Source organism: Flavobacterium sp. LHD-80, from assembly GCF_030929605.1.
GTDB lineage: Bacteria > Bacteroidota > Bacteroidia > Flavobacteriales > Flavobacteriaceae > Flavobacterium.
Map to the genome: position 1 here is coordinate 400,538 of NZ_JAVFVS010000005.1, position 22,766 is coordinate 423,303.

22 protein-coding genes are annotated in these 22,766 nt (G+C 33.2%); 11 read left to right on the forward strand and 11 right to left on the reverse strand.

Annotated features, from left to right (window positions below):
* Positions 1–12: 12 nt before the first annotated feature.
* The 7 genes from RB619_RS09785 to RB619_RS09815 form a co-directional block, all read right to left on the reverse strand.
* Positions 13–318: a 2TM domain-containing protein gene (locus RB619_RS09785; protein WP_308096875.1), complete on the reverse strand. Its 306-nt coding sequence runs from the start codon at positions 316–318 to the stop codon at positions 13–15.
* 2 nt (positions 319–320) lie between these two features.
* The gene (locus tag RB619_RS09790; RefSeq protein ID WP_308096877.1) at positions 321–650 is read right to left on the reverse strand and encodes a 2TM domain-containing protein; all 330 of its coding nucleotides are present in this window, start codon (positions 648–650) and stop codon (positions 321–323) included.
* A gap of 2 nt (positions 651–652) precedes the next feature.
* Entirely contained in the window at positions 653–955 is a 303-nt protein-coding gene (locus tag RB619_RS09795) for a 2TM domain-containing protein (RefSeq protein WP_308096878.1), read from the reverse strand.
* A 2-nt stretch (positions 956–957) separates the two neighbouring features.
* Positions 958–1,260: a 2TM domain-containing protein gene (locus tag RB619_RS09800; protein WP_308096880.1), complete on the reverse strand. Its 303-nt coding sequence runs from the start codon at positions 1,258–1,260 to the stop codon at positions 958–960.
* Positions 1,261–1,262: 2 nt separating this feature from the next.
* The gene (locus tag RB619_RS09805) at positions 1,263–2,621 is read right to left on the reverse strand and encodes a 2TM domain-containing protein (RefSeq protein WP_308096882.1); all 1,359 of its coding nucleotides are present in this window, start codon (positions 2,619–2,621) and stop codon (positions 1,263–1,265) included.
* A 22-nt stretch (positions 2,622–2,643) separates the two neighbouring features.
* On the reverse strand, positions 2,644–3,267 hold the full coding sequence (locus tag RB619_RS09810) for a hypothetical protein (RefSeq protein WP_155102064.1): 624 nt from the start codon (positions 3,265–3,267) through the stop codon (positions 2,644–2,646).
* 325 nt (positions 3,268–3,592) lie between these two features.
* A complete protein-coding gene (locus tag RB619_RS09815; RefSeq protein WP_308096885.1) occupies positions 3,593–5,758 on the reverse strand; it encodes a TonB-dependent receptor in 2,166 nt (721 codons plus the stop codon).
* A 142-nt stretch (positions 5,759–5,900) separates the two neighbouring features.
* Between RB619_RS09815 and RB619_RS09820 the strand changes: the two genes are divergently transcribed.
* From RB619_RS09820 to RB619_RS09860, 9 genes are all read left to right on the forward strand, one after another.
* Entirely contained in the window at positions 5,901–6,359 is a 459-nt protein-coding gene (locus tag RB619_RS09820) for a DinB family protein (protein ID WP_308096886.1), read from the forward strand.
* Between the two features lie 162 nt (positions 6,360–6,521).
* A complete protein-coding gene (locus RB619_RS09825) occupies positions 6,522–6,980 on the forward strand; it encodes a YciI family protein (protein WP_308096888.1) in 459 nt (152 codons plus the stop codon).
* Positions 6,981–6,983: 3 nt separating this feature from the next.
* Positions 6,984–7,559 (forward strand): sugar O-acetyltransferase, encoded by a 576-nt coding sequence (locus tag RB619_RS09830; protein WP_308096890.1) that lies wholly within the window; start codon positions 6,984–6,986, stop codon positions 7,557–7,559.
* Positions 7,559–7,948, forward strand: a complete 390-nt coding sequence (locus tag RB619_RS09835) for a VOC family protein (protein ID WP_308096892.1) — start codon at positions 7,559–7,561, stop codon at positions 7,946–7,948. The genes RB619_RS09830 and RB619_RS09835 overlap by 1 nt, the downstream gene beginning before the upstream one ends.
* A gap of 349 nt (positions 7,949–8,297) precedes the next feature.
* Positions 8,298–9,575 (forward strand): chloride channel protein, encoded by a 1,278-nt coding sequence (locus RB619_RS09840; protein WP_308096894.1) that lies wholly within the window; start codon positions 8,298–8,300, stop codon positions 9,573–9,575.
* Positions 9,576–9,673: 98 nt separating this feature from the next.
* A complete protein-coding gene (locus RB619_RS09845) occupies positions 9,674–10,279 on the forward strand; it encodes an HPP family protein (RefSeq protein WP_308096895.1) in 606 nt (201 codons plus the stop codon).
* Positions 10,280–10,485: 206 nt separating this feature from the next.
* Complete coding sequence (locus RB619_RS09850; protein WP_308096896.1) at positions 10,486–11,028, forward strand: hypothetical protein; 543 nt, start codon at positions 10,486–10,488, stop codon at positions 11,026–11,028.
* 101 nt (positions 11,029–11,129) lie between these two features.
* The gene (locus RB619_RS09855) at positions 11,130–11,495 is read left to right on the forward strand and encodes a four helix bundle protein (protein ID WP_308096898.1); all 366 of its coding nucleotides are present in this window, start codon (positions 11,130–11,132) and stop codon (positions 11,493–11,495) included.
* 37 nt (positions 11,496–11,532) lie between these two features.
* Complete coding sequence (locus RB619_RS09860; RefSeq protein ID WP_308096899.1) at positions 11,533–12,591, forward strand: nucleoid-associated protein; 1,059 nt, start codon at positions 11,533–11,535, stop codon at positions 12,589–12,591.
* 87 nt (positions 12,592–12,678) lie between these two features.
* Here the strand turns inward: RB619_RS09860 and RB619_RS09865 are convergent, their stop codons facing one another.
* Both RB619_RS09865 and RB619_RS09870 read right to left on the reverse strand, forming a co-directional pair.
* A complete protein-coding gene (locus RB619_RS09865; protein ID WP_308096900.1) occupies positions 12,679–13,260 on the reverse strand; it encodes a TetR/AcrR family transcriptional regulator in 582 nt (193 codons plus the stop codon).
* Between the two features lie 72 nt (positions 13,261–13,332).
* The gene (locus tag RB619_RS09870) at positions 13,333–14,085 is read right to left on the reverse strand and encodes an SDR family oxidoreductase (protein WP_308096901.1); all 753 of its coding nucleotides are present in this window, start codon (positions 14,083–14,085) and stop codon (positions 13,333–13,335) included.
* A gap of 230 nt (positions 14,086–14,315) precedes the next feature.
* On the opposite strand from RB619_RS09870, the gene RB619_RS09875 reads away from it, so the two are divergent.
* Positions 14,316–16,685 carry a GAF domain-containing protein gene (locus tag RB619_RS09875; RefSeq protein ID WP_308096903.1) on the forward strand — a complete coding sequence of 790 codons (2,370 nt, stop codon included), beginning with the start codon at positions 14,316–14,318 and terminating at the stop codon, positions 16,683–16,685.
* A gap of 17 nt (positions 16,686–16,702) precedes the next feature.
* On the opposite strand, the gene RB619_RS09880 is transcribed toward RB619_RS09875, so the two are convergent.
* Complete coding sequence (locus RB619_RS09880) at positions 16,703–17,887, reverse strand: Pycsar system effector family protein (RefSeq protein ID WP_308096904.1); 1,185 nt, start codon at positions 17,885–17,887, stop codon at positions 16,703–16,705.
* Positions 17,888–17,974: 87 nt separating this feature from the next.
* On the opposite strand from RB619_RS09880, the gene RB619_RS09885 reads away from it, so the two are divergent.
* Positions 17,975–21,661: a metallophosphoesterase gene (locus tag RB619_RS09885; RefSeq protein ID WP_308096906.1), complete on the forward strand. Its 3,687-nt coding sequence runs from the start codon at positions 17,975–17,977 to the stop codon at positions 21,659–21,661.
* A 170-nt stretch (positions 21,662–21,831) separates the two neighbouring features.
* On the opposite strand, the gene RB619_RS09890 is transcribed toward RB619_RS09885, so the two are convergent.
* Positions 21,832–22,689, reverse strand: coding sequence for a hypothetical protein (locus RB619_RS09890; protein ID WP_308096907.1), 858 nt, complete (start codon positions 22,687–22,689; stop codon positions 21,832–21,834).
* Positions 22,690–22,766: the final 77 nt, after the last annotated feature.

Below are 22,766 nucleotides of genomic sequence, written 5' to 3' on the forward strand. Positions count from 1 at the left end.
TTTATTTAAGGATTATTGCCATTTTTTTTTGTTCTCTTTTTCTTTCTCCATGAACTCTTTGATCTTTTTTTCTTCCCAGTCTTTTCCTAGAACCGGAAATAATTCAAAAACCTTCAATCCATGAAAAAGAACTCCAACGCCCCACCACATTAATGGCCAATAAAACCAAAGATGATTTGGTGAAGTCATTAAATTTATAACAATCAAAACTATGTTTACTGAAATGTAGGCCGTTAAGTTTCCATAAAAACCTTTAATATTCTCGACTTTCTTTTTTGCCAAGTAATATTTGTCTTCGTCGTTAAAATTTACTTCCATGATTACTCCCATTTTTGTTTTTTTACTTTTTTATCTAAAAGGCTTTTCATTTTTCGCTCTTCCCATTCTTCATCAAAGATTTTATACGAAGCAAACAAATCAATTACAGATACTAAAAATACACTTGTCCAGATTACCATTACAACACTGTTTAAATATTGTATCGGAAAGAAGTTAAGCGAAACTCCGTAAAATTCTTTTAAAATATAGATTATGAGCCCAATTGCATAAATAAATGCATGTATATATAAGGATTTAAGTTTGACAACTTTTTTGCTGAAGATTTGTTGAAACTCAAATTTTTCTTGGTCATTATTACAATTTGTTTCCATGACTATTTCCAAGTTTGTTTATTCTTTTCCTTTTCTAAAATTTCTTTTATTTTTCGTTCTTCCCATTCTTTACTGAAGCTGGGGGAAATTTCAAAAGTCTTTAACCCGTGTATCACTACTCCTATTCCCCATCCAAAAACACACCATATAAACCATAAATATTCTGGCGAAGTCATTAAGTTTATAACTATCAAGATTATAGTTACAAGAATAAAAACGGTTAGGTGCTCGTAAAATCCTCTAATCTCTTTTACTTTTTTTTGAGCTTTTTGATAACGTTTTGCATCAGTATGATCAGGTTCCATGATTATTGCCAGATTTGTTTGCTGTTTTCTTTTTCTAAAAGCGCTCTAATTTTTCGTTCTTCCCATTCTTTGCTAAAAGCCGGAGAAAACCTAAAAGCTTTCATTGCATGCATGACGATTGCAAATCCCCAACCTAACAAAGACCAAATAAACCATAAATAACCTGGAGAAGTCATAAGATTTACCACTATTACAATTGGATTACAAAGAAGAAACACGGTCAAATGTTGGTAAAATTCTTTAATCTCTTTTACTCTTTTTTGAGCCTCATAGTAACGTTCTGTTTCAGTATAATCTGGTTCCATGATTATTTCCAGTTTTGCTTGTTGTTTTCTTTCTCTAAAATCTCTCTAATTTTTCGCTCTTCCCAATCTGAGCTGTATCCAAAAACTTTAAAAGCATGCATTACAACTCCAAATCCCCAGCCTAAAGCCGAAAACCAAAACCACTGAAATCCAGGAGAATACCTCAAATTTATAAAAATTAAAAATGGAATCACACAACAATATGAAATTACATTTCCGTAAAATCCTTTTAATTCTTCTACTCTTTTTTTAGCTCTGAAATAAGCTTTATTTTCATCGCTATAGTCTGCACTTGTTTCCATAACTGTTATTTGTTTGGTTAAAATCGGAATCTTAACGGTGAACGTTTCTTCATTTTGCTCAATCACCACTTTTCTGTTCGTTACAATTCCGTATCGGTTTACAATATTCTGCAGTCCAACTCCTTTTCGGTCCTGCAAGACTTCTTTCTTTTGAAAATCATTCTGGATTGCCAGATAATCTCCATCAATAAATATTCGAATGTGTAAAGGCTTTTGCTCACTTACAACGTTGTGCTTTACAGTATTTTCTAATAAAAGCTGTAACGACAGCGGTACTACTTTTGCATCTGGATTTATATCTGTTGTTGGCAATTCATAAAACAGACTATTTTCGAAACGCATTTTCAGCAAATTCATATAGGTTTTTGCGAATGACAATTCATCTTCAACAGATACTAATTCTTTATCTTTTTGCTCTAAAACATAGCGATAAATTTTAGATAAAGAAGTTGTAAATCGCTGTGCATTATCTGGATTTTCTTCGATCAAAGAACTTAAAACATTCAAGCTGTTGAAAAGGAAATGCGGATCAATCTGATTTTTTAAACTTTCGAATTGGGCATTTGCCGTTCCTGCGATAATCTTTTGCTGTGTTATTTCAAATTTTGAAGCTTGTTTCCACTTTACCATAAAACTTCTGGCTTGCAGGAAAGTTGAAACTGCTAGAGAAACTACAATATAAAAAAGATGCACCCAAAGCATTCTAGCACTAAAAAACACATCTAAAGTCACATGCTGCAGAACAACAAAAATGAAATAATTTATTCCTAAAACTACAGGAACTGTATAAAGAACCGTACAAAGAATTCCGTAATAAACTCTCAGATTCGTGTGCTCCAGCCAGTCCCATTTTTTATCAAGAAAGACACTGATGTATCCGTTCCCGAAACCGAGTCCGAAAGAATAAAGACAGCTCACAAAAAAAGTTACTGCAACGTTTTTAACACTTAAATCGTCACCTAAAAATGCTGAAAACAATATGGCAAAGACCATAGAAATTTTGAAACAGGTTATCGTTCCACTTCTTACATCTGCAAAGCTACTTCTATAGTCTTTCATTCTAAATCAGCTTAAATTGGTTTTATTTTTTACAATTTTTTTGAGTTTCCAAAGCTCTTTCTAATCCCCATTTTGGAGAAAAAGGAGTTGCAGGTTTAAATGTAGCAAAAAGTTCAATAGCTCTGTCAACTTGTGCACACAATGGTTTTGTATCAACACCTGACCATTTTGCTCCGCCAATTTGGTAATCAGCTTCACCAAAAACAATTCTTGGATTATTTGGATCGATCGCTTTTCCTTTTGCGTAAGCTTCCATCACCTTAGCCGAATATTTCATTCCGTTTGTCATTGGATCTGCAACTACCCACGCTGTATAAATTAAAGCTTGCAAAGCATAAAGCTCGGCATTGTTTTGATCTTTTATAAATTCAACATCTAATGCATCTTGAGCTTTAGTCAATAACAAATCGATTTTCGTTTTATCTTTTTCGCTGAAAGCTGATGTCGTGTTAATCAAAGCTACATAATAATTTGGCAGATAACTATTTTTCTCTGCTGCTGCAATTCTTTCAAACATAGCCGAAGCTTCTGCATTTTTTCCTTCTTTCCAAAGCCCAAAAGCTTTTCCCATTCCTTGCTCAAATTGTGTCTGAGCTGATAATAAACTGCAGATAAATAATGTGGTAATTGTAATAATTTTGGTCATGATTTCTTTTTTTTAAAGTTACTAAGGTTCTAAGTTTCTGAGATTCTAAGTTTTTTTATTGATGATTAAAACTCTTTTTTTTAAGCTCTAAGCTTTTAAGAAATCTAAGTTTCTAAGTTTTTTTCTTAGTATCTTAGAATCTTAGCCGCTTAGCGTCTTTTTAATTTATACTTCAAAAGTATGTTGGTTTTTTCTTCTTTAAAATTAAATGATACTGAGTTGTTGATTTTGGTTACTGAATTGTTTTTTTTAAGGTTCTGAGGTTCTAAGATGCTAAGGGACTAAGTTTTTTTCTTAGAACCTCAGAACCTTAGTCCCTTAGCACCTAAAGGTTCTTCAACTGATTCTCTTTTTTATCTTGGCTGATCGTCCAGAAGAAACCTACGAAGAAAAATCTATCGGCAGTTGGTGTTACCGCTTGTCTTTGATACACTCCATTTGGATCTGGTAATTTTGCATAATCATATCCAAAAATGTTTTGTGTTCCTAAAATATTTGAAACTGAGAAATAAAGAATTTTTTGTGTTGTCAATAAATACGCCCAGTTAAAACTCAAACTATTGTATGATTTTGTTTTTCCGTTCATGAATTGCGTCTGATTTGGATCGTTGTACGGACGTCCTGAACTGTAACTATTTGTGAATCCGATTTGTGATTTCCAATCCGTAATAAAATATTTCGTTACGACAGATAAACTATGATTGGCCACAAAACTCGGCGTTGCCATTGTTGGAAAGTTCTTATATTGTCTTTCTGAATCGATATACGAATAGGAAATCCAATATTCTAAGTTTTTGTACAAATTGCTGTCTCTCCAAAACAAATCAATTCCTTTTGCATATCCCGAACCGTTGTTATTAAAAACCGAATTGTACTGAAGATCTCTCGTATCGTACTGAACCAAATTGCTGTAATCTTTATAATAAGCTTCGGCTCTAAAAGTTTGTCCTGGTTTTGTAAACTGATAATTCAAGATATAATGTCTTGCTTTTTCGCTTTCAAACTGATGGTATTTTGAATATTTAATATAATCAACAACAGGCGTTTGAGAAAAATCTCCGTAAGCAAAAGAAAACTGACTGTTTTTTGAAACTTTGTAAGCCAATGAAGCTCTTGGCGCAATATTGTTTTCGTCTAACAAACTATTATTTGAAAATCGCAAACCTACTTTCATTGCTAATTTTTTAGAGAACAAAATATCACCTTCTGTATAAGCTGCAAAAATGTTTGAATCGTAACCGTTTGCAACATTTATAGAAACATTATCATCGACATTTTCATTGAATTTTGTTATGAAATAATCAGTACCAAAAGACAATTTGAAATAGTTTGAAACTTTTTTCTGCAATTTTAATTTCAACTGTGCGGCATTTTCGTTGTTGTCAACATCAGTAATATTGTAGGTTACTTTATTTTTGCTGTAACCGTAGCTAATTCCAGATGTAATTTGCCAGCCGGTACCAAAACTTCCTTTGTATGAAGAATTCAAATAAAAGTTATTATTGTTCATGTCGGTTCTGATTGGATTTTCGAAATTGATGTTTTTCTGATTTAAATCAAATTTCTCAGAATCAAAAGCCGCGTATAATTTAAAGATTCCGTTTGTGAAATTGTATCGGTAAACCGTTTCGCCACCAAGTGATTGGTAAGGATTATTCCAATCTACATTTTGAGGAATAACCGCTTGATAAGGCGCTAAATTGATGTAGGACATATTTACGCTCAACGAACTTTTTTTGAATTTCTGTGTATTTGCCAAACTCAATCCAACGGTCATTAAACCAATATCAGTTTTTTCATGATCGGCTTCATCCTGCGTATTTAAAAGCAAAACACTTGATAAAGCTTCACCGTATTCTGCTGAATAACCTCCTGTAGAAAAAGCAATTCCGCTAAACAAAAAAGGAGAAAAACGGCTTCTTGTAGGCAAATTATTTGTTGTAGCCCCGTATGGCTGTGCAACACGTATTCCGTCGACAAAAGTTTGCGTTTCGCTGGCTTCTCCGCCACGTACAAACAAACGTCCATCTTCTCCAACGTTCTGCGTTCCCGGTAATGTCTGCAAAGCCGCAATAATATTTCCCGCAGAACCCGCAGTTGTAACAATATCTAAAGGTTTTAAAACCGAAACTCTCGCTTTGTCACCAGATTCTAACGTTCCGGCCGTAATGACAACAGCATCAAGCGCATTAACATTTTCGCGTAATTTAATCGTCTGATCTTTATAATTGGCAACATCAATTTCTTGTTTAAAAGTTTCAAAAAGTAAAAAACTTACCACTAAAAATTTATTTCCTGTTTCGCTAGTTTGAAAAGAAAAATCTCCCGTTTCAGAACTTGTTGCTCCATCATAAGTTCCGTCAATATAAATATTCGCGCCAGCAACTGGTTTTCCTTTTTGGTCTACCACTTTTCCTGAAATAGTGTTTTGAGCAAAAATGAAAGCTGTAAAAAATAAAAAGCTTATTGTAAAAAATAATTTGGTTTTCATGTCATCTTTGGTTTTTGATGAAGCAAATATATTTTAACATTTAACGTTAAAAAATATATAATAACCCAATTGTAGAATTTCGAGGATGAGTTGTAAATTACTAATTTGTATCTTAGCTAGGAATTCCAAAAAACACCTAAGTATGTCAGAAAGTAAAAGAGTTTCGAATTTGTATCAATCCATTTATAATGGAAATCCGTGGCTTGAAGTGACCTTAGCAGATACTTTAAAAGATGTAACTGCAGCTCAAGCTTATAAAAAAATCAATCCTAATTTAAACACGATTTGGGAAATTGTCAATCACCTAATACAATGGAGAAGAAACATTTTAAAACGTGTTCAAGGAGAAATAATCACAACTCCCGATCATAATTATTTTGTACCAATTTTAGATTCATCTGAACCTGCCTGGGAACAATCACTACAAAGTCTGGCAAAATCTCAGGAATTATGGAATGATTGTTTGAATAATTTTAATGACGCGGATTTCGAGAAAATAGATCAAAATAATAATCATAATTTTTATGAAGATATTCACGGAATTATTCAGCACGATGTTTATCATTTAGGACAGATTGTTATTTTGAAGAAATTGCTATAGCAGACAACAAAATTTGCTTTTTTGAGCAATCTTGTCATTCCGAGGAACGAGGAATCTCCGCGAGTGACTCTACAAAGATTGGATTTTCGTCACGGAGTTACTTGCGGAGATTCCTCGTTCCTCAGAATGACAAAATTGAGATCCATTTTAAATAAATATCTTATGAAAAAATCAATATTATTATTCGTGTTTCTACTGCTAGGCGCCATAGGATTTTCCCAAGAAACCGAAGTCAAATATGATGAGAAATTGGCAAAATCCCTAAATGCCGATGAATACGGAATGAAGAAATATGTTTTCTGCCTTTTAAAATCGGGAACTAATACGACGGCTTCAAAAGAAGAAACCAAAAAGCTTTTTGAAGGTCATATGGCCAATATCAACAAATTAGCTAAAGAAGGAAAATTGGTTGTCGCCGGACCTTTTATGAAAAACGACAGAAATTATAGAGGAATTTATGTTTTTAATGTTGAAACTGTAGAAGAAGCCAAAGCACTAGTTGCAACTGATCCCGCAATAAAAGCCAATTTACTCGAAGCCGAATTAACGCCTTGGTACTGCACCGCAGCTTTGCAGGAAACTGTAAAAATACATGACAAAATTGCCAAGACGAAAATGTAAAATATGAAAACTGAAAAAGAAAAAATGATCTCTGGCGAATATTATAACGCCTTTGATCCAGAATTGCTTAAAGGCCGAAGAGCAGCAAAAAATCTTTTGCACAGCTTAAATGTGAAAGAATACAGAGTTACCAAAAAAGCAAAAGAAATTTTGGCAACATTAATTCCGAATGCAGGAGCTGGCCTATATATAGAGCCACCATTTCATTGTGATTATGGTTATAATATTTTTTGCGGTGAAAACGTTTATTTTAATGTGAATTGTGTTGTTCTCGACTGCGCTCCGGTAAATATTGGATCAAATGTATTTATTGCGCCAAATGTTCAAATTTATACTGCCTCGCATCCGCTTGACGCTGAATTAAGAAAAACGCTTGAAAATGCATATCCGGTTACAATTGGCGACGATTGCTGGATTGGTGGAAATTCTGTTATTTGTCCTGGTGTGACAATTGGAAAAGGTTGTGTTATTGGCGCTGGATCTGTAGTTACAAAAGACATTCCAGACAATTCATTAGCTGTTGGAAATCCAGCAAAAGTAATTCGAAAATTAAATCAAGAACCTGAATCAAAAAAATAATGCTTACCCTTAATAAAGTTCATCATATTGCCATTTTATGTTCCGATTACGAAAAATCGAAATATTTCTATACCCAAATTTTAGGCTTAACTATTATTCGAGAAATTTACCGCGAAGAGCGCCAATCTTATAAATTGGATTTGGCTTTGAATGGTTCGTATGTTGTCGAGTTGTTTTCATTTCCAAATCCGCCACAAAGACCTTCAAGACCCGAGGCCGTTGGTTTAAGACATTTGGCTTTTGAAGTAATTAATTTAGAAGAAACCATCTCTTTTTTAGATTCTAAAAATATAGAATCAGAACCCATAAGAATTGACGAAACAACTGAAAAACGATTTACTTTTATTGCCGATCCTGATTTATTGCCGATTGAGTTTTATGAGCGTTAGGTTTTTTGCCGCGAAGGCACAAAGACACTAAGTTTTTTATTATTGTGATTTATGAGTTGCCTCCAGCTTTAGCTGGAGGAATATAATTTGACAACAACAAGGGCTTTAGCCAAAGAATGACTTTGGCTAAAGCCTTTTTTGGCAATTATTTTATGACATCCAGCTAAAGCTGGACGCTATTAAAAAACTTAGTGTCTTTGTGCCTTCGTGGCAAAATCCATCACTGAAAGAATTTTCTTATTTTAATAATTTTAACATATAATAAAGACCAATTATTATTAAAAAACAGATTTGATTGCCTAATTTTGTGAAATCGCAAATAAAATCCGGCGACACAAAATCACTTCTGATGAACAAAACGGCGCAAATCAAAAAAAATCATCAATTTATTAAATTCCGAAAATTAGTTATTGTTTCTATTTTAATTGGCTTTCTTTCTGCCTTTCTCGGAATTTCATTAAAAAAAATAACCGAATATTACGAAGAAATCTTCTTCCATGAAGTTTCGGTTAATCCCATATTTTACATCATTTTTCCCGTTTTCGGATTATCAGTTATTTATTTTCTAAGACAATATCTTTTTAAGAAAAAAGAAAATAAAGGAATCAAAGAGGTTTTTGAAAGTACTAAAACCACAAAAAATCTTCCTTCATACAAAATTCCCTCCCACTTTATAAACGGATTATTGACAGTTATTTTTGGAGGTTCAACCGGAATTGAAGTTTCAACCGTTGTTGCTACGGCTACAATTGGTTCAGTTGCCCACGAAAAAGAAAATGTTTTTCGTCAATATAAAACCGAATTAATCTGTGCGGGAGTTGCGGCGGGCGTTACAGCGCTTTTCAGCAGTCCAATTGCGGGTATTTTATTTGCTCTTGAAGTAATTTCCAGAAAAGTAACTCGTGCTTTTATCATTTCAAATGTAATTGCCGTTTCGATTGCCTTTGGTTTATTAACCATTTTAAAAGAAGAACCTTTATTTGCGGTTTCAATTGCAACTTGGCATTTAAAAGCGATTCCGTATTTTATTCTTTTAGGAATTTTAGCAGGGATTAATTCCGTTTATTTAACCCGTTGCGTATTATTCTTTAAATCGCAATTTGGAAAAATTGACACACATTATTACAAAATCCTAATTGGTTCAGCTGTCTTAAGTATTTCTTTATTTACTTTTCCGCAGCTGTATGGAGAAGGTTATCACGCTATAAAAGGGATTTTTGGAAGTTCAAGCCAGCTTCCATTAACTATAACTTTGGCATTGACATTCATCGGGATATTAATTTTAAAACCAATTGTAACTTCTATTACTCTTGCTTCTGGAGGTGATGGTGGCGTTTTTGCACCAAGTTTATTTATCGGTGCATTTTTAGGATTATTATTGGCTTCAATATTAAATACCTTTTTTCATGTAAATGTAATTCCAGTGAATTTTATGATTATCGGAATGGCTGCTGTTTTGAGCGCTAGTATTCACGCGCCTTTTACCGCAATTTTTCTGGTTTGTGGCTTAACAAACGATTATACTTTGTTTTTCCCAATTCTTGTAGTTTGTTTAATCTCAAAATACACTGCAAAAACAATTTATCCATATACCGTATATAGTTATTCTCCAAGCTTAATCAAATAACCCAAACCTACAAGCTACAGATTCACAAAGCAATAAATACTAATACTATACCTCAAAGTGTATTTAAAAACATAACGAGCAAAATAATACCACATACTATGCCCACTCAAAAAATAAAAAGAAGCTATCGCAAAACACGTTATATTCTTTATAAAGAAACTTTAATCGATTATAAAGAGCATTTCTGGTCGTTTTTAGGATCATTTGTCGGAATTGGAATTTTGGCTTACGTTCAGTCCATGCATTTTTCTGGCAGTGATGCTGTTTATTTAATTGGTTCGTTTGGAGCCTCGAGTGTTTTAGTATACGGAATTATTCAGAGTCCGTTTTCACAGCCTCGAAATTTAGTTGGAGGTCATGTAATCTCAGCTCTTGTTGGTGTAACCGTAAATAAACTGGTTCCAGACATAATGTACATTGCTGCTCCATTAGCCGTTTCAATCGCGATTATTTTAATGCAGATCACAAAAACGCTTCACCCCCCTGGAGGTGCAACAGCATTAATTGCTGTTATAGGAACCGAAAAAGTAAAAGCACTTGGTTATATGTACGTGCTTTCTCCAGTTTTCACAGGAGTTATGATTTTGCTTTTAACAGCCTTGGTTTTTAACAATATGACTTCAAGCAGAAGTTATCCTAGTCATAGTACCTATCACAAACATTATCATAAAATCAGAAAGAGATTGACTGGGAAGAAATTCTAATCCCTATTCCTGCAAGGTTTTCAAAACCTTGTAGGTATAACTTTAATACAATTACAAACCTACAAGGTTTTGAAAACCTTGCAGGAGCACCAGCTAAATAATCTACAGTAAATCAAAAGATTAAAATCTTTTCAACAAATCTCGATTCACAATTCGTATTTCGTTTTTTATATTTTACCTTTGACCTCTCAATAAAAACAAAGATTATGGTTTATAAATTTAGAGTTATTCTAGACGCCGAAGAAGATATTTTTAGAGACATTGCTATTCTTGAGGAAGATACACTTGAGGATTTACACAATGCAATCTTCAACGCTTTTGGCTTTGACGGATCAGAAGTGGCTTCATTTTATACTTGCGACGAAACTTGGAATCAAGAAGATGAAATTCCGCTTTTTGATACAGGTGATGTTCCTGGCGAAATCAGAACCATGAACGATTACCCGTTATCTAGCATTTTAGACAAAGAAAATACTAAAATTATCTACGTTTACGATTTCATCAGCATGTGGACTTTCTTAGTTGAATTGGCTGCAGTTGAAGATGAAGCCGTTGGAGCAACATACCCAGAAACTTTATTCTCTCACGGTGAAATGCCTGATGAAGCTACCGAAAAAAGCTTCGAAGCTGATGACATGCACAACGATATCTACGGAGAATTTGAAGACGACCTAGACGAAGATGATCTTGACATGTTCGAAGGCGACGACAGCTTTGAAGATTATGGATTTGAGGAGAATTGGAATTAATTTTTTTTTGAGGTTCTAAGGTTCTGAGAGGCTAAGGTGCTAAGGTTTTTATTTTGAAAGTTTTTTCTTGTTTTTAATTCTTCAAATTAAAAATATTAAACATGAGTAATTTTAGAAGTCTTCTTATTTGGCAGAAATCAATGGCCTTGACAAGCAAAATTTATTTTTCAACAAACAATTTTCCAAAAGAAGAAATCTTCGGGTTAACTTCACAAATTAGACGTAGTTCTATTTCTATCCCAAGTAATATTGCAGAAGGATTTGGAAGAGAAAGTGATAAAGATCTTTTACGCTTTTTAAACATATCTATTGGATCATTATTTGAAATGCAGACTCAGTTAGAAATAGCAAAAAACATATCCTATCTTAAAGAACAAGATTTTAACAACTTATATGAGGACAGTCGCGAAGTAGAAAGAATGTTAGTTTCTTTTATAAAAAAAATAAAAGATAGAACTAAACCTTAGTACCTTAGCATCTTAGAACCTCAGCACCTTAAAAAAAATGATCAACCTATTCAACACCCACATCGAGACGCTTTCCATACATCGCGTAGGAAATAAAAGCCGTAACGAAGCTATTTTTTTATCAGAGCAACCATTTAATTTAAATGATGAGATTGTTCCTTTGATAAAAGAATACTTTTTTAAGCCTTTTAGAGAAAAAGAAGAAAACTATTATCAGTTTGCACACGAAGTGGACTTGGATTACAACGACATGTTTAAATATGCGACTGAAATTTTCGCTAATCCAGCTAGTGTTCAAGAGGTTTCAAAAAAAATTACAAAGCATTTATACGAACAGTCAAATCACCCGCACATTAAAAACGGAGAGGTTTATGTAACGTATTTGACTAACTTAAGCATTGACAATAATGTAGTTGATGCAATCGGAATTTTTAAAAGCGAATTACAAGCCGACTTTTTACAATTTGAAGAAAAAGACAGCAATCTTGAAATGATTTTACAGCAAGGAATCAACTTGAGTAAATTAGATAAAGGTTGTTTGATCTTCAATTATAAAAAAGAAGAAGGATACAAAATCCTGACTGTAGATAGCAACCGTTATGACGCACGTTACTGGTTGGAGCACTTTTTATCTGTGGATGCTTTTGAAGATGAAAATTTCATCACTAAAAAATATTTAAAGTTCTGTCAAAACTTCGCAAAAGACGTTGTTTTGCCAGCTGAAGACAAGAAAGAGGAAGTAATGTTTATGAACCGATCTGTGAATTATTTTGCTAAAAATGATCAGTTTGAAGAACAAAATTTCTTGAATGAAGTATTAGACAATCCTGATTTGATTCCTGAATTTAAAAACTATAAAGTTGATAAAGGAGAAAAATACAGCATCGAAGATGTAACCTCATTCCCAATTGCCAACGCAGCAGTTTCTGACGCTAGAAAATCGATTAAAAATGTGATCAATTTAGATACTCACATTCAGATCAAAATGGATTTTATCAATCCTGAAAGCGCTGAAAAATTTGTTGAAAAAGGCTGGGATGAAGAAAAACAAATGTATTACTACTTAGTTTACTTCAACAAAGAAGAAAAAAACTAAGAAGTTTTCATTTTCTATTACTTACTTAAAACAGAAAACGGCAGTTACATTTGTAATTGCCGTTTTTTTTTATCGCAAATTTTGATGTTATAAAATCGAGAATACTGCTTTTACAATATCATCGTAAACTTGTTTATCTCTTTCACCAGTTCTAGCCAAAACCCTAATCCCCGAATAATTATTAAAGATAAATCTAGCTAAAACTCTTGTGTCTTGCTGTTTGGAAATATGTCCTGCCTCCTGCCCTTTTTTTACAGCATTCGTAAAAACCTCTTCCATTGTCTGGCTATTATTTTTTACAATTTTTGCAATTTCTTCATCGTGCATAGCAAGCTCTACAGAAGAATTAACCATAAAACAGCCTTTTGTAATTCGGTCTTCAAGACTTTCTATAACGGCCTGCTTAAAAATATCATGCAATGTTTCTTTAACATTTTCGGATTTTTCTAATAGCTCTTTTACAGTTTCTTGTGCCTGTTTTTGATAGCGCTGTAAAGATTTTGAAAACAGCTTTTGCTTATCGCCAAAAGTATCGTACAAACTTGAGCGACTCAAACCTAAATAAGTTACTAAATCCTGAGCAGAAGTTCCGTTATAGCCTTTGTGCCAAAAAATTTCGATGGCTTTGTCTAAAGCCTGATCTTCATTAAATTCTTTCGTTCTAGCCATTGTTTCAAAATTAAATTTCTATACAAATATAAGAATAAAACGGAACAATCGTTCCTGAATTAGTCAAAAAAATTATAATACTGTATTTACAGTAAGTCCACCGTCAATAACAATTTCTGTTCCTGTAATAAATGATGAATCGTCTGAAGCAAGAAAAGCAATTGTTTTTGCAACTTCTGAAGCTTGTCCAAAACGTTTCAATAAAATTTTATTTCCTAAAGCAGCTCCTAAACCTTCTACTTCTTCTTTTTCTAAACCTACTTTACCATATAAAGGAGTTTCAATTGGACCGGGAGAAACCGCATTTACTCTGATTTTTCTTCCAGCTAATTCGGCTGCAAAAATTCTGTTTAGTGATAAAACTGCTGCTTTACTTGCTCCGTATACGCTTGAACCTGGCATTCCTAATTGTGCATTTACTGAGGTATTAAAAATAATAGAACCGCCTTCGTTTAAAATTGGCAATACTTTTTGAACTGTAAAATAAACTCCTTTTACGTTCACATTCATAATACTGTCATAATGATCTTCAGAAGCTGAATCTACTGGAGCAAAAGCTGCAATTCCAGCATTTAAAAATAAAATATCAACTTTTCCAAATTTTGATTTTACTTCTTCTACTAAATTATCAATTGATTTTAAATCAGATTGATCAGCAACAATTCCGGTAACGTTTAATTCTGTTTCGGCTTTAGCCAAAGCTTCTTTGTTTCTTCCTGTTACAATTACTTTTGCACCTTTTGATGCTAATTCTGCAGCAGCTGCATATCCTATTCCACTGTTTCCACCTGTTACGATTGCCACTTTGTTTTCTAAATTTTTCATTTTTATTTGTTTTTAAGTTATTGATTATTCAATTATTATGGTACAAAGATATAATAACGGAACGATCGTTCCGTTATTTAAAGTGTTAATTTTTAGTTAAATTATCAAAGCCCGTTTCAAAACCCTTTATTGATAAAGGAATTAACTATTTAATCATAAGCGAAAGAAATAGCAAAATGTCGGCGATTCTTAATATTTGCTTAATTTTGTACTTCTAAAAACAAAAACATATGGAACGCCTTTTACCACATGAAAGTCCTTTCGAAACCATAATCTCTTTTCACAAACTACTTGAGTCTTTTGAAGAAATTGCAGCGTCTGATGTAGATTACCGCTCTAATTACGCCAAAGCCATTTTAAAAGAAGTGGAACCTTTTCCTGAATTCAGAACTGGAATTCATGATTATAATGTTATTAAAAACAACGAAGGTTTAATCAAAAATATAGTTGCCGATTTATTTCCAACAGCATTGACAAACAACGAAATAAAAGCAATTACAATTCCGTTTCAAAACTTATCTTTTAATTATACAGAGCGTTTCAAGAAAATTCTGCGCAATGCCGGAGACGAATTCGATATGGAAATTCGTGATTTTGATGATCATCAATTCTATATAAACAACTGCTGTTTAATATTGGCCTATTACTACAATCAAAACGTTGATTTCAATAAGCCTTTCTTTTATGACATTCCAGACGAACAAGGAATTGAAAAACACTACAGGATTTTGTACAATGCTGATTTCATGGAAATTACTCCAACTGAAAGAGCTATCGAATTAACACAGGACGATATTGACCAATTAATTGACAATTATAATGATATTGAATTATGGAAATCTAAGTTTCCTAAACGAAGCTGGATCCTAAAAGGTTTCGGAATTGTTTCTTTATTTGACGCTACTACAGAAAGTGCAATTTCAAATCTAAAAAGCAATTTATTAAAACCTGATTCAACACGCGTTACTTCAACTGACATTATTGAAGATATTTTCAGATCGATATTTAAAATTCCGAGTTTAAAAGTGGGTTTCATTATTTACAATCCTGAAGAAGAAAAATTTATAAGACCAATTAAGTTCGACAATCAAATGCAAAGTTTTCTATTGAAAACAGATCAGGAAGTCGATTGCAAAAATGCTTTTTTTGGCTGTTCATTTGAAAATCTTTTGAACAATAAAGAACCTTTTGTGATTTCGAATGTCGAAAAATTCATTGAAGAATCTCCAAACAAAAGACTGGGCGAACATTTACTGAAACAAGGCATCAAAAGCTGTGTTTTTGCACCAGTTATAAAGGACGAACAATTATTAGGTGTTGTCGAATTGGTTTCTGAAAATATCCGCGATTTAAATAGTGTCAACGCTACAAAACTGGAATTGATTTTACCGTATTTAACCGATACTATTGATCGCTATAATACGGATATGCAACATCAAATTGAAGCGATTATTCAGCGTGAATATACTACGATTCACCCTAGTGTTTACTGGAAATTCAAGAAAGAATCTCAAAATTATTTTCAAAACATAAATCATACAAAAGATTACATTTTTAAAGAAATTGTTTTTAAAAGTGTATATCCGCTTTATGGTCAAATTGATATTAAAGGTTCGTCTGAGCATCGAAATGAAACCGTAAAAATTGACTTAAAAGATCAGCTTTCGACGCTTTTAGAGATTTTTGACAATCAAGAAACAAATTCAAATCTTGTTCTTTTGGAACAAAGAAAATTTGAATTGGAATCACTTCGAAAAGAATTAGATTTCCCACTAAAAGCAGATACTGAACAGCATATTCAGCGTTATATTGAAGACGAAATTCATCCGATTTTAAGAAACACTAAAGGTTCTGAGAAAAACGAAAAATTAGAAGCTTTATATTTTGAAAGTCTGGACGAAAAATCAGGCTTATTTTATCAGGAACGAAAAAAGTTTGATAATGCAATGTCTATTATCAACAAAAAAATGGCATCGGTTTTAGATAAAAAACAAGTTGAAGCACAGCAAATATATCCGCATTATTACGAACGTTTTAAAACGGATGGCGTTGAGCACAATTTATATATTGGGGCTTCGATTTCGCCAACAAAACCTTTCGACATTATGTATTTGCACAATCTAAGATTATGGCAATTGCAGACATTATGCGAAATGGAATTAGAGCATCATCAACTTAAAGAATCGCTTCCGTATGAATTAGATGTTACCTCATTAATTTTAGTTTTCAGTGTACCGCTTTCCATCCGATTCAGAATGGATGAAAAACGTTTTGACGTTGACGGAACCTATAATGCACGATATGAAGTCGTTAAAAAACGAATTGACAAATCGAATATTAAAGGAACAAAAGAGAGAATTACTGAGAAAGAAAAAATTACAATTGTCTATTCTCAAAACAACGAAGAAACAGAATACTTAAAGTATATCAAGTACTTACAGCATAAAAAAATATTGGAACCTGCAATTGAGCAGTTTGAAGTCGAAGATCTTCAAGGTGTTTCTGGCCTTAGAGCCATTCGCGTAAAAGTGATCAATAATACTGTAAGTCCAACCGCAAAAAAAATTACTTACCAAGATTTATTAGATGAGCTCAACTAAAATTAGTTGAGCTTTTTTTAAACCGTTACTTCTTTAAAAGCAATAACAAAAGCGATTACCGTAATAATTATTCCAACCATAAAAAGATTGTAGGCAATTCTAAGTAAATTGTATTTGCGCTGTAAAACCAATCCCAGGTAATACAAATCTTTTATCATCGTAGAGTACAAATAATCTCTGTCTTTCATCATTTCGTTCATTGCCCAGTCATATTCTTCAAAAGGCATTTTATAGAAATTCCCAAAAAACATCAAATTAACTTTTTTTGCTTCAACATCATCACGTGTAAAAAATCCTGACGTCACTTTTGGTCTTGTCGAAAGAATTGCAAAAATAATCGTGATTACACTAGAAATCAACATTATAAATGTCGGAATTACCAAATGTGCATTTTTTGGACTGTCTAATTTTGGTATAATTGATGAAAGTGCAATCGAAATAATAATCGCGTTTACAGAAAGTAAAATATTCGCTTTACTATCAGCAATACCGCTTAATCGTGTATGATTTCCGAGCGTCACGCGAAACAGCGTATCAATGCCACGCTCTGGTTTTTCGAGTTTTTCTTTCTTTTTATTTTCCTCATCAATTGCCGATGCTGCTTTTAATTCCTGTTTGTTAATTTTCTTCTGAATAAGAATTAGATTTTTCTCTTTCAAAGGCTGCCATTTTCGCAAAGCATAATCGGTATAAAAGCGATGTTTATTCAACAAGAAATTTAAATTTTCTCTTGTCCATTCTGAATTAGAGAAACTTACAATTCCGGTATTTTTAAGTTCCAAACGAAGCAATTCGCAAGTCGTAGTATATTCAGTTCCCATTAAATGGGCATAATCTGCATCTTTAATGATTTTTTCTAAATGTGTTTTTGGCTCATATCCTTTGGCTGTAGCCAAAATTAAACTCGAAACAAGCGCAATGAATTCTTCCGATTTTCCTTTTTCGCGCAAAAAGTCTGCTGCAATATCAGTGCTTTCTTTTTCGTGATTCTCATATCCGTTGATATATCCCGTATCATGAAACCAGGCTGCAACTAATACAGCCTCTTTATCTCCATCTTTTACATCTTCTTTTTTACAAAGCTCTTTTACGGCTGTAACTACTGTGAAAGTATGGTTAAAATTATGGTAAGAATATAAATTAGAAAGTTTATCTTTGAGTAAATTACTGACGAAATCTTCGGATTGTTCTATTAGATTCATAAGAGAATATTTTAATACCACTAAAATATGAAATTGTTTTTGGATAACCATTTTATTGCAAAGATTAAAAACTATTCTTTGGCAATCATGGCACTATTTATTATTTATTCCTGCGCAACACGCAAAGCGCAATATGGGAAAAATGTTAGTGCCAACGAAACAGAAAACGCAACAGATACCATAAAAATTGCTCACACCTTTTTTCTTGTTGGAGACGCCGGAAATGCTGACGAAGAACAAGCCCAGCAAACACTGGAACTTTTACATCAAAAGCTAAAAAAATCGGGTAAAAAATCGACGCTTCTTTTTTTAGGAGATAATATTTATCCAAAAGGCTTTCCTAGCGATAAAAACTCTGAAGACAAAGCGCTAGCCGAGACAAAATTGACCAATCAATTGAAATTATCTGAAGGATTTAAAGGAAAAACCATATTTATTCCCGGAAATCACGACTGGTACAGCGGTATTAAAGGTTTGGAACTTCAGGCTGATTTTGTTACCAAATATCTAAATGACAAGAAAGCATTTCTGCCAAGAAAGGCTTGTCCAATCGAAGATGTCAAAATTGACAGTACTGCAACGTTAGTGACAATTGACAGCGAATGGTTCTTGGAAGACTGGAACAATCACCCTACTATTAATGACAATTGCGACATTAAAACGAGAGAAGATTTTTTTGATGAACTTGAAAGTATCTTAAATAAAAATCAGGAAAAAACCGTAATCATTGCCATTCATCATCCTTTATTAAGCAACGGAACACATGGCGGACAATTTTCGATGGAAAAACAATTATTTCCTTTAGAGAAAAAAATTCCGCTTCCTATAATTGGTTCTTTTATAAATTTATTGCGAAAAACATCTGGCGCCAGTCCGCAGGATCTTCAAAACAAACAATATACGATTTATGCCAAAAGAATAAAGACACTTTTACAAAGGCAGAAAAATGTAATTGTAGTTTCGGGCCACGATCATAATCTGCAGTACATCAGTAAAGAAAATATCCAGCAGATTATCAGCGGTGCGGGTTCAAAATCTGAAGCTGCAAGAGCAATCAGTGAAAATGATTTTTCATACGGCGGAAACGGTTATGCAACACTGACATTATTTAAAAGCGGAGATGCAAAAGTTTCGTATTATGGAAATGAAAACAACAAAGAAAAACTGCTTTTTGAACGCGAGATTATAAAGGCTAAAGAAATAAATTGGGCAGCTGATATTCCAAATAATTTTCCTTCAAAAATCACCACTTCGATTTATACGAAAGAAATGACGGATAAAAGTTTAGTTCACAAATTCTTATTCGGACAACATTATCGAAAATATTACAGTACGCCGGTTGAAGTTAAAGTTGCCACTGTAGATACTTTGATGGGCGGTTTAAAACCAATTCGCGAAGGCGGTGGACATCAATCTATTTCGTTGAGAATGTCAGATCCAAAAGGCCGTGAATACATCATGCGCGCTATGAAAAAAAGTGCCACTGTATTTTTACAGTCGGTTGCGTTTAAGGATCAATATATTGTAAACGATTTTGAAAAAACCTATACCGAAAACTTTTTATACGATTTCTATACGACCTCACATCCTTATGCTCCATATGTAACGGGAAGTATGTCTGATCAAATTGGACTTGCGCACACAAACCCAATTTTATATTATATTCCGAAACAAAAAGGGCTAAAAGAGTTTAATGCGAGTTTTGGTGATCAGCTTTATATGGTCGAAGAACGTCCGGCAGATAATCATTTGGATGCCAAAAATTTTGGAAATCCATCTAATATTATCAGCACAGATGATATGATGAAAAACTTGCATAAAGATGAAAAATACGCTGTCGACGAAAAAGAATATATGAAAGCTCGTTTATTTGATATTCTAATTGGCGATTGGGACAGGCATAGCGATCAATGGCGCTGGGGCGAATACAAACAAGGCGACAAAGTTATTTACAAACCAATTCCGCGCGACCGCGATCAGGCTTTTGTCAAATATGATGGGGCTTTACTTTCACTTATTATGAATATGCCACCGCTTCGTCATATGCGATCTTTTAAAGCCGACAGAATCAATGTAAAATGGCTTGGGAGAGAACCTTACCCAATGGATTTGGCCTTTTTGAGAACAGCCGAAGAAAAAGATTGGATTGAACAAGCAAAATATATTCAGGAAAATTTATCAGATGCGGATATCGATACTGCATTTAAAAATATGCCTAAAGAAGTTCAGGATGAAACAGTTGACGAAATCAAGCTGAAATTAAAAAGCAGAAAAAGAGATCTTCAGAAATATGCTGCAAAATATTTTGATGTTTTGAGCCGTACAGTAATGATTGCAGGAACTGATAAAAAAGACAAATTTGTAATCAATCACAATGCTAAAAAAAGTATTGAAATTCAGGTTTTCAGAACTAAAAAAGAAGGTGATGAATTAGTTTACACCAAAACGGTAACTGATGATAAAACTGTGAACTTATGGGTTTATGGTTTAGATGATAATGATGTTTTTGAAGTCAAAGGAAATCAGAAATCGGACATTAAAATTAGATTGATTGGAGGCCAAAACAATGACACTTACAACATTGAAAACGGCAGAAAAGTGATTGTTTATGATTTTAAATCAAAAGAAAACACATACAACTTATCCCGAGGCCTCGGGACTAAAGCCAAAACACAGCTTACAGATGATTATGATGTGAACTTGTACAATTATGAAAAACCTAAATATAATGTAATTGCTGGTCTGCCAAACATTGGCTATAATCCAGATGATGGTGTAAAAGTTGGTTTTAATTTGAATTATACTGTAAATAATTTCAAGCAAAACCCTTATACACAAAGACATATCTTAAACGGTTTCTATTATTTTGCAACGGGAGGTTTTGAATTAACATATGCAGCACATTTTCCAGGATTATTAGGGAAATGGGTTATTGACGTTGATTCGCAACTTACGACACCAAATTTTGCAATGAACTATTTTGGCTATGGAAACGAAACGGTAAATAATGACGACGAATTTGGAATGGATTATAACAGAGTGCGAATCCGAAAATTTACTGTTGCAGGTGCGGCAAGACATGTCGGGCGTTTTGGAAGTGAATTCAGCATACAGCCAATTCTTCAAAAATTAACTGTGGAAGAAACTGAAAACCGATTTATTGATATTCCTGGAATTATAAATCCGAATGTATTTGACAGTCAAACTTATGGTGCTTTGAGAGTAAAATATCTTTTCAAAAATTCTGATTTTGTTGCAAAACCAACTTTGGGAATTTATTTTATGCTTTCAGGAATGTGGACCACAAACCTAAGTGATACCAAACAGAATTTCCCGACTCTTGAAAGTATATTAGGCTTTACGCATAAGATTGATCATAACGGAAAATTAGTTTTGGCCACATTCTTAAAAGGAAAAGCAATCTTGAATAACAATTTTGATTTTTACCATGGTGCGGCTTTAGGAGGTGATACTGATTTACGTGGATATAGAAATGAACGCTTTTTAGGAAGTTCGTATTTCTCTCAAAGCTCTGATCTACGTTTCACTCTTGGGAAAATCCACAAAACTGTTGCACCTTTAACCTACGGAATCCTAGGTGGATTTGACTACGGAAGAATCTGGCTTGACGGCGAAAATTCAAGAAAATGGCATCAAGATTACGGCGGCGGATTATGGCTGAATGCGATTAATTTGCTAACAGCAAGAATTTCTTATTTCCAATCTCCTGATGAACCAGGAAGAATTATTTTTGGAGCGGCATATAGTTTTTAATTTTTGAGGTTCTAAGGTTCTGAGATGCTAAGGTTCTAAGCTTTTTTAGCTACTGAATAAAAATAGCCACGAATTCACGAAATAATTTAATTAAAATTCGTGAATTCGTGGCTAACTTTTTCTATGCAAACATAAACCTTAGAACCTTAGCATCTCAGAATCTTAGAACCTTAGAGTTTAAATTCATAAACATTCCCGCCTATTTTATCCGCTTTTTCATCAGCGATTAAGAGGGTGTTATTGTCTTTAAAAACTGTGGCTTCTTTTTGTGAAAAGTGATTTAGACTTACTTCTGTTTGTTTTCCTTTGTGGAATAAATCTCCTTTGAAATCTTTAAACAAAACAATTTTATCATGACTTAATAAAGCAACTTTTTTTCCGTCTGGACTAATTGTAGCACTTGTTAAGACACAATGATTGTAGTTGCTACAAGTTTTAAACTCACCTATTTTAGTCGCTTTTTGCGGTCCTTTAGCATTTTTGATTTTATAAATAAAAGCTGTTCCGTCAAAACCTTTGCTTCGGTTTTTGGTGAAAAGATAAAAATATCCGTTTAGTTCAAAAAAACCTTCAACGTCGTAAAACATTTCTTTTTTCTTTGGAGGAAATTCGGTTTGTTCTGGGTAAGAAAATGAGATTTTATATTCGGCGGAAGCCAAATCTTTATTCAGCTGATTTTTTGCGATTTTATAAATACACAAATCCTTGCGCTTGTTGTCGTTATTTCCAAAATCTCCAATGTAAATATTTCCAGATTTATCTTTTGTAATATCTTCCCAATCAACATTTGTCGCATTTGAAATCGTAATGGTTTTTGCTAATTTTCCTTTAGAATCAATTGCATAAATGGCATTTTTGTTTCCACTGTCTTCTAACGTGTAAATTAAATTTGTCTCAGGAAAATACGTTATTCCAGAAACTTCTTTTAATTTCTTTGGAAGCGGAAAAAGCGTTTTAAAATCACTGCTAGTCTGTTGCTGACAAGCCAATAAAACAATAGAAACGGCTACTAAAAAAGATTTCTTCATAAGATTGTGTTTTTTTTAAACCATATAAGTTATATAAGAAAATTTAAGTTTTGCTTTATAAACTTATATTGACTTTT